Raw genomic sequence first — 4,187 nt, forward strand, 5'->3', positions numbered from 1 at the left:
TCGAGCTTTATAAACGACAACTTTTCAGCTTTCCGATTATTTTCTGAGTAGGAGATAAGCTAATATTTATTCATCCAGAATTTTTGGGCGCAAAATTTGGCGGAAATATATTGTAACGTTTGGTTGCTTGGCGATGTGGCGGATTAAGGAAGCCTAATCTTTCGGTTAATGACTAATTTTCCAAGTACAAAACCATATTTAAATTAAGCCAAATCCCGCCATATTGCCAAACGGCGGTTACAAGAGGTTTTTTTGAGTAATGAAGTGTTATGTACAAAGATTTAATTAAAAAATCACCAATCTTTCGAAAGGCGATTTTTAATTTTATCTTAAATTACAATTCATTTTTTATGAGATTTACTGTAAACTATTTCTGCCGATACGCCTTTAAAGGCAATGAAATGCTTCAATTTCTTTGTCTAAATCAGGAGGATTTCAATACGAAAAAAAACTTGCTTCACCTTTTTCTTTTACTAATAAATTAAACGATATTATCTTGGTTTTATTAAGTAAAAAATATTGCATTATTTTTTCTCCTTTTGAGTCCAATAGCACATATACATTTTCTTTTATTTTATCTATTCCATTAATTTTCAAATCGCTTTTGTTTTTGTGAATTTTATATGAAAATACTTTTGGGTTTTCAATGTTTTTTATTGAGTAGTCAGGATAAAACCATGGGCTAAACGTCCCTTTTCTTGTTTCTTCAATTATACCCACAACCATTTTTTTTCTTTCTGAGAAAGAAAAAGAATTCATCTTGTCGGGTTCAATATCAATATATTTTTCTACAACTTTTAGTGCTGAAATATCATTGTTAAACAAATCAACGACAAAATGTTCTATCATCTTTTCTCTTTTAGAATTTTGACAAAGAGTAATATTAAAAGATAAAAAAGCTATTATTAAAACTGATGTTTTCATGTGCTATTTATTTACAATCTCCTTTTGATTGGGGTGATTTATTACTTGATTTATTTATAGTTAAAATACTTGTACTATTCATACTTCTTATTTCTTGACCAAGTTTCCCAGGACTTCTTCCTGAATAAGTAAAACTAGATACAGTAGTAGATTTTAGGGACATCCCTCCAATGTTTCCAACATTTATTGCAAAATCTGCGCATGCATAGGAGTTTACATTGTAGGTTTTTGGATAATTTTCTATGTAGTTAATAATCGAGTTTAATTCATTAGAATTAATTTTTTTTGAAATACTTACATGATACAAATAATTATTATTTCCTCTAATCTCTGAATTATATGCTTTTCCTACCGCTACCAAAGCAGAATTAGATGATTGGATTGGGTAAAAACCTAGTTTACGAACAATACCATTTTGTTCAATTCCAATAAAAGCATGTTCAACAGAATTAGCTCCTATAATATCTTCTGTATTTTCATTAGGTTGTTGTACGTATATCGTAAGAATTGCACCTGAAGTTTTGTCAAAGCATTTAAGTTCTTCCTTTGGGTCAACTTTTTTTGTTAATAAATCTAAAACAAAATTCATTTCCGATGTAACACCATTTGTATTACCATTTCCTTGAGGACTGTGTATAAAACTACCTGCATTACCACTACCATTCAAGCCATTGGGAACTCCTACTATCGTAACACTGATATTAGGTTTAGTTCCAGAACTCTGAACTGTTACATTAGATAATTCATTTGTTCCTGTAAATGTAAAAGGAGCTGTAGTTCCTCCTCCTGCCATACAATCTTCATCATTACATGGTGGAGTGACTGCTTGTCTTCCTGTGATGGAGGTATGAATAATAGATTTGGTATTTATAACTTTTATATTTATCTCATTGGTTGAAAAACTATTGTCAAATTGAAGACATTTTGACGAACCGTTTGCCAAATTCCAATTGATGATGTATCCATCAAAATTGTTTAAATCAAAATCATTCTGCACCTTTTTATTTGAAATAAGTTCAAACAGAGCAATCTCAAAATCTTTTGTGTCTTTTTGAGGATAAAGATAAAGGATTTTTTTAGTATTATTTTTTGACGTTGTTGTGTTTTCTAATACTGGAACAGTTACCGCCACTGAGTCGTCCGTAAGTATGGTAGTTGTGGCATTATTCCAATCATATGTTAAATTTTTAAAAACAAAGTAAACACTCTGTTTAGATTTGTAATCCTCAAACCAATTTTTTGCACTTGATATAACGGGTGTAGAGTTTTCTTGCGAGAGCGCTTCTTTCTCACAACTGGATAACGCAATGATAAAGTAAAATAGAATTACTTTTGAAAAAGTGATTAATTTTTGTTTCATTTTTTTTGTTTTTTTATCTTTTCTTTTTGCAAATGCTGGGCAGAAAAGGATTTGTTTAGTCCCATCGTTGCGAAAGACCTACTTTCAAACTGTTAATATTCTCATTATTTTAGACGGTTCGTTCGGTAAAATCTCTTGTAACGTTTTGGGGATTGGCGAAGTTGGGGAATTAGAAGTACAAATGCTCAATTTAGCACAAATGTTCATTAGAATTACAAATGTTTAATTCAGCACTTCTGCCCCCATTTTGCCAAACCCTTGTTGGCAGTAGTTTTTATTCTTTAGTTTGTTTAATAAATTCAACAGGCTCGTTTTGCAAGTTTATTTTGACACTCGACACATTTCCGTCATAGTCAAGTGAGAAATTTAAATAAAATTCAGGGTTCATTATTTGTGGAATTTCTTTGGTTGCTTTCAAAACAAAAATGTCATAATACTGATGCTCTAACTGAAATTTAAAGTCTGGAAAAACAGCAAATAATTTATTGTTTTCATTTATGATTTCAAAAGTGCCAAAACCAAGATTTGAGAATTTACCACAATAGTCATTTAAGTTATGTGTTGGCTTTTTGTCAAGGTTTATACTTTTAATTTCTTTACTAACAATGCTTATATCAGTAACTTTTACAGGATATTTATTCCACTCGGTCTTAGGTAGTTTAAGCATTCTGTTTGCAATAATATCACTAACAATGTAAGGCAGAATAGAATTATGTTGATTTGTCAGCACAATAATTCCTAATTTGTCTGTAGGATATAAAGCAAGTTGTGAACTAAATCCCGAAAGATTTCCACCGTGATGAACTTTGTAATGTCCTTTGTTTGAATTTATTTTCCACCCATAACCATAGCCAAAAGTATAAACATTTGGGTCGCTACTTTCGGGTGGCAAACCATTGTCCATAGCTTTGTAACTTTCTGCTTCTTGTATATAATTAGTTGGCAAAATCTGTTGATTATTGAATTGTCCGTTATTTAACCAAACCAACATCCAATTTGCCATATCATTTGCAGAGCTGTTAATTGCACCGCCTGGTTTGTCGTTATTTAGTTCAGCAAACAATACTTTTTCAGATTTGTTATTGATTATCCCATAACCAAAAGAGTAGTCATTATTTTTAAACATATCGGTTGTGGAAGTACTTGAATTATTCATTTTTAAAGGCAAGAAAAGCTTTTCTTTAATATTCTCGTCCCAAGTTTGATTTGTAATTTTTTCTGTGATTGTTCCTGCAATTATATACCCAAAATTGCTATAAATCCAACTGTCTTTTATTGCTCCGTTTGGTTTTAGATATTTCAACTTTTCCATAAGTTGTGGTCTTTCTTTGGCTGGAAATAATATATATGTTCCGTCAACGCTGCCAATGCCGCTTTTATGGCTTAACAAATCTTCAATAGTTATCAAATTGTCCATTTGAGTATTATAAAATTGAAGTTTCGGCAAGTAAAAAGAAGGTTTGTCTTTTAAGGAAAGTTTATTTTCACTTTCAAGTTTTCCTAATAATGAAGCTGTAAATGATTTAGTTATTGAGCCAATAGGGAAAATTGTGTTTGCAGTTGTTGGTAATTTGTTTTCAAAATCTCTAAAGCCATAACCTTTGGAATAAATCGTTTTATTATTTTCTACAATTGCAATAGAAAGTCCAACCGCATTATATGCTTTTAAAAGATTTTCAATTTCTGTGTCTAAACCATTTAAACGTATGTCTGTTTTCTGTCCAAATGAAAGGCTGGAAGTAAGTAGAAGTAAAAATAGTAATTTCAATTTTGTCATAATTTTTCTATGTCTGTTTGTTTATGCAGGGTGGCGGATTCAAGGACCTATCGCAACAAGTCCATTTATTAATAGTTATTCAAAGTTAATTTTTTTGAGGAATATTGTCATCAAATTCAGAATAAC

At 30.7% G+C, this 4,187-nt stretch carries 3 protein-coding genes; all 3 read right to left on the reverse strand.

Annotated features, from left to right (window positions below; all coding sequences use genetic code 11):
• Positions 1-435: 435 nt before the first annotated feature.
• Entirely contained in the window at positions 436-924 is a 489-nt protein-coding gene (locus BMW63_RS17515; protein ID WP_074724752.1) for a hypothetical protein, read from the reverse strand.
• A gap of 7 nt (positions 925-931) precedes the next feature.
• On the reverse strand, positions 932-2,284 hold the full coding sequence (locus BMW63_RS17520) for a hypothetical protein (RefSeq protein WP_074724753.1): 1,353 nt from the start codon (positions 2,282-2,284) through the stop codon (positions 932-934).
• Positions 2,285-2,558: 274 nt separating this feature from the next.
• Positions 2,559-4,061, reverse strand: a complete 1,503-nt coding sequence (locus BMW63_RS17530; protein WP_074724755.1) for a serine hydrolase — start codon at positions 4,059-4,061, stop codon at positions 2,559-2,561.
• Between the last annotated feature and the right edge of the window lie 126 nt (positions 4,062-4,187).

It is taken from the genome of Flavobacterium frigoris (genome assembly GCF_900111075.1).
Classification (GTDB): Bacteria; Bacteroidota; Bacteroidia; order Flavobacteriales; family Flavobacteriaceae; genus Flavobacterium; species Flavobacterium frigoris.